Source organism: Variovorax sp. MHTC-1 (assembly GCF_003984645.1).
Classification (GTDB): Bacteria; Pseudomonadota; Gammaproteobacteria; order Burkholderiales; family Burkholderiaceae_C; genus Variovorax.
This window is the reverse complement of the sequence record NZ_RWKI01000054.1, coordinates 1-4,105: the sequence shown is the minus strand read 5'-3', so window position 1 is coordinate 4,105 and position 4,105 is coordinate 1. Positions and strand designations below refer to the sequence as shown.

The window sequence follows — 4,105 nt, the reverse complement described above, 5'->3', positions numbered from 1 at the left end:
ACGCTGGCACATAGACGGCCCGGAACGGCGCGCGAGCGCGCCTCGGAAAATGCATCCAAGTGAACCTCCTCCGGCTCCGCCGCAGCGGGCTCCCTCTAAGCCGCCGTCCCCTACGATGTTCTCATTTTGTTACAACCAAATGCATCATAGTTGGGCAATGGGGACACGCGCAACTAGTCGTCTCGAAGCCTCGGCTCGACACTGTCCTATGGGTGGCCAGCAGACTGCGTAAGTCGCGTCCGGGCGGCAGTGGCGGCGGAGACTCTTCGTGACAGCTTTAAAGAGCTGGGTCGGCTAACTTTCTGTTCCATGCAGATCAAGAAGCCAATCGTCCTGTCGCTTTTCGCCGCCCTATCCGGGCTGTCCCATGCGGCGTGGTTGACGGTCGCGGGCGAAGCGGACAATCCTGCGAGCGACTATTTTCAGGTCAATCCGAACTCGGTCCGTCCCCAGCATCACTTGCGCTTTGTCGGCGTGCGCGTCAATCGATCGTCGCCGCAGGTGGAAAAGGGCGTTACCTATCGGTCCTTCGACGCAACGGCCGTCATCGACTGCAGGCGTCGCACGGCGCACTACGCCGCGGCCAGGTACTTCGAACGGGCGAACTTCGAGGGGACGCCTGAGAAAGTCCGGAGGTACACCGGCGCCAAGCCAACAGTGGAGCCTTGGCCCACCGCCGATGGTCGGCAAGAGCGGCTGATCAAAGCGATGTGCGCCGTTGACGAAGTGGCGAAGGCCATCGGTTAGATGGTCAGGCCTCGCGCTCCTCGTGCAACGGGAACGCCCAGGCCGTCGGCGATCCGGCCGAGCGTCTGCACGGAAGGTGACACCAAGCCGCGTTCGATTCTGGACAGCATCGAACCGGAAACTCGCACGCCGGCCCAGTTTCGCCGCAGGTAGCGCCGCTGGCTCGTAGGGCCCTGATCTGGGCGCCAAGGGGTGATGGGAGCGACTCGGGCTTGTGCACGGTCGGGCGGGCAGACGCTGGAATTGCGAATGGCCGCGCGGTGGGCAAGGGGGAGGGCGGGCTCTCCATGGAGCGCTTCCTACCCCCAACGATGCTTTTGTGGACTACCAGGGTTGGTAGGGCATCCTCGTGGACCCTGACAGTCAGTTGGCGCTGGTTGAGGTCAATCCGGCGGAGCGCTTCAAGCGCGGGCCGCTCTGAGGCTCCGGCTCGACGAGCGAGCTGTCCCGCCGAAGTTCCAGAGACGATCCGGAGCGCCCTGAGCTGGGCACCGAGGCCGGCCGTCGATCGGTCCACCGGGGGCGGCGACGGCTTCGGCCGAGGGCGTGCAGAAGCAGGGATCTGCGGCGGATGCAGTGTGAGAAAGGGCGAGGCGGCGCTCTGCATAGACCTGGCGTTGTACGCGATGCATCGTGCGCGCCACTACCAATCTTGGTCGGGCATCATCACAAGGGCGCGGCGCCGACGCAGCGCTTCCAAGCAGGCCGAAGAGCAAAGGACATCTCGATTGGGGCTGTAGCACGGCAAACCTAGGTATTACCCTTGCGCCGGCAAGTTGTCTCAAATCGGTCAAAAATGCGCATCCAGTAAGGTTTTTCTGCCGTTCGGCGGATTCCTTACGGAAAGTGGAGGTCTTACCCTCCACAATGCGCCGGCCAGGAGATTGAACCTGTGTGGATGAAACTGCCACACAGACACGTGGGGACCAAACGAAACATGAGTGCAATGAGCGTTAGAGCAGACCTCGTCTGTTTGACCATCGAGCACGCCCAGTCGCTGGAGCGGAAGAGCCGAGCGGACCTTCATCATGTGGTCCATGCCAATGCCGTGCTCAATGCCGCCCGTCGCTTGGTCATACCTCTGGCACGGGCTCTTGCCAGCGCGGCATGTCGGTACATTGACCGTCACACCGCCAGGATGGCTGACCAAGCTGTCTGGTTCAACGGCGTCAAGACGAGCATGGAAGATGGGGCAAAGCTTCCGGTATCCAACGATACCGAGGAAATGATCGCCCAGCTCGAAAGCGCTCAGAGCGCGGTCATGCAGCTCCGCGAAGCCATCATGAAGCTCTCCGTGCAGTTCTTCGGCTACAACCCAGAGTCTCGAGTTGCTCGCTCTCTCAAGCGGCAACTTGTCGTGCTAGCAGATCTCTTCGATGCCATCGAATCAGCACGCTGGGCCGTGATGGAGCGCGAGGCAGATCTCGACATCGACCAAGGCAAGGTCAAGTACTTCGAATCCGTTGACGACCTGCTCAGCGAGCTGAATTCCTGATTCATGGCCGGCGGCTTTCGGGTTGTCGGTCGCACCGATCGCTTCAAAAAGGACTTTGCACGGCTTGATGCTCAGCAGCAGCAGGCCGTGTTGGAGTGCATTCGCGATCTGGCCTTGAACCCGATCCCGACTGTGCGCCGGTATCACTGCGTCAGCAACAAGCGGCCGAAGGTCTACTCGCTCGACGTTTTCCCAAACCACTCCTACAAAATGACTATCCAGATCGAGGGCAGCGATGTCACGCTGCGGCGCGTGGGAACCCACAAGTCGATCGACGGCAATCCGTAGGCACTGGATATTGGACCGCGTCCAATAAAGTGTCCAATATCGCGCCAAAAAGGGCCGCGCTACCGATTTGATAGCGCGGCCTTCAGTGCCCGTGCGGCTTGTAGCGGCTCATCGACCTGGGCTCGAACCAGGGGCCTACGGATTAACAGTCCGTCAGTCAAACCGTTGGTTGCCCCAAGTGATCAGCGATGAAAACCTCCCTCACTCTCCCACTTCAAGGCTTCCGCCGTCGCCGTGTGGAGGCGTCGCCCTTCGCAGCTGACCTGCTGACCAGGGCCTCGGCCAGCATGCGCCGCGTTTGCTCGTGCGCAGCCTTTTCATCGTTGATCCGGGCCTGGAGCGCTTCAACGCGCGCCGCGAGCGCTTCTGCCTGGGTCCGCGCCTGCGCCAACTCGATGCCTTGGGCGGCCAGCTGCTCACGTAGTCCCGCCTCGGCACGCCGCGCCGCTTCCCGAACCTGGTGGAGCTTCTCCAACTCTCCCTCAAGCCGCTTGGCCGCCGCCTCGTCGCCCTTGGCTCGCCGCTGTTGCTCCCTGGCCAACTCGGTTTCCAGCGCCTTGGCCGTTTGCCTGGCCCGATCGACCTCCGCCAGCATCCGCCGCTCCTGTACAGCGTGCCGCTCTTCGGCTTGGCGCAGGTCCTGGTCGCGCGATGCCATCGCCTCCGCGTGCTCCCGACGCATTCGTTCCTGGGATTCGCCCGCCTGCGAGAGGAGGGTGGTCAGCCGCTTGATTTCGTCCTCGAGCCCCGCGCGCACCCGATGCGCCTCGAGGGCGTGCTCCTTGAGCTGCCGCTCCAGGGTTTCACGCGCCTGCTGCGAGGACGCCAGTGCCGAATCCAGGCTCACCCGCGCATGGGCGAAGGCATCCTCGCGCTGCGCGAGCGCTGTCTGCGCCTCGACCAGCGCGTTCCCACGTTCTTGGAGCTCCGAGCGCACCGATTCCAGTTCGACGCGCTGAACCTCCTCGGCCTCACGGCGCGCCGTCTCCCACAGCAGCCGTGTGGCGTTGCGCACGCTCACCGGCACACCATCGGCATCATTGCCCGCCGCGAGATTTGCCGATGGATTCGCGCCGCCGGCCAGCCGTTGGCCGAGCGACGCGAACCAGCGCTCGAGCATCGGGCTGACGGTATTGGGCGAGCCGCGGCCGATCTTCTGACGCACGCGCTCGATCGTGGGCCGCAGGCCTTCATGGAGCAGCACGTCGGCCGCGCCCCAGACGTCGTCTTCCTGGATGCCTCGGGACAGTGTTTGTCGAATCTCAGCCATATGACCCTCGTACTTTCCGTAAACGATCGCCCTGCCCCGTCCAATATTTACCCTCGATAAGAGAATGTTGTTGTCGTCACCTCCGGCCCGATCATGTTGAGGCGATGAAGGGTCGCTACCTGTGAGCGGGCAGGGGTGGCATCCGCGGCACGACAGCCCCTGAGAATGAACAATTTTTCATCGCATCGTTTTCAAAGCGGCTCGCGGAGCTCGCATAGCCGTTTCGCACCTACCCAGCTCGCGAAGCGGCGGACCTTTGAGCACAGTCTTGGTCCAATAACACGAACGACTTAAGCGAACTTCCG

4 protein-coding genes, 1 tRNA gene and 1 pseudogene are annotated in these 4,105 nt (G+C 62.7%); 3 read left to right on the top strand and 3 right to left on the bottom strand.

The window, feature by feature from the left end; translation table 11 throughout:
* The first annotated feature begins 309 nt into the window (after positions 1–309).
* Positions 310–747 (top strand): surface-adhesin E family protein, encoded by a 438-nt coding sequence (locus EJI01_RS28060; protein WP_126840376.1) that lies wholly within the window; start codon positions 310–312, stop codon positions 745–747.
* A gap of 20 nt (positions 748–767) precedes the next feature.
* Here the strand turns inward: EJI01_RS28060 and EJI01_RS29785 are convergent.
* A pseudogene (locus EJI01_RS29785) lies at positions 768–925 on the bottom strand (helix-turn-helix domain-containing protein); the annotation flags it as partial.
* Between the two features lie 768 nt (positions 926–1,693).
* On the opposite strand from EJI01_RS29785, the gene EJI01_RS28050 reads away from it, so the two are divergent.
* Positions 1,694–2,242 (top strand): hypothetical protein, encoded by a 549-nt coding sequence (locus EJI01_RS28050; protein ID WP_126840374.1) that lies wholly within the window; start codon positions 1,694–1,696, stop codon positions 2,240–2,242.
* A 3-nt stretch (positions 2,243–2,245) separates the two neighbouring features.
* The gene (locus EJI01_RS28045) at positions 2,246–2,530 is read left to right on the top strand and encodes a type II toxin-antitoxin system RelE family toxin (RefSeq protein ID WP_126840373.1); all 285 of its coding nucleotides are present in this window, start codon (positions 2,246–2,248) and stop codon (positions 2,528–2,530) included.
* A gap of 107 nt (positions 2,531–2,637) precedes the next feature.
* Here EJI01_RS28045 and EJI01_RS29020 read toward each other — a convergent pair.
* Together EJI01_RS29020 and EJI01_RS28040 are read right to left on the bottom strand one after the other, a co-directional pair.
* Positions 2,638–2,722, bottom strand: a tRNA-Asn gene (locus EJI01_RS29020).
* Between the two features lie 22 nt (positions 2,723–2,744).
* Positions 2,745–3,800, bottom strand: coding sequence for a DNA-binding protein (locus EJI01_RS28040; RefSeq protein ID WP_126840372.1), 1,056 nt, complete (start codon positions 3,798–3,800; stop codon positions 2,745–2,747).
* Positions 3,801–4,105: the final 305 nt, after the last annotated feature.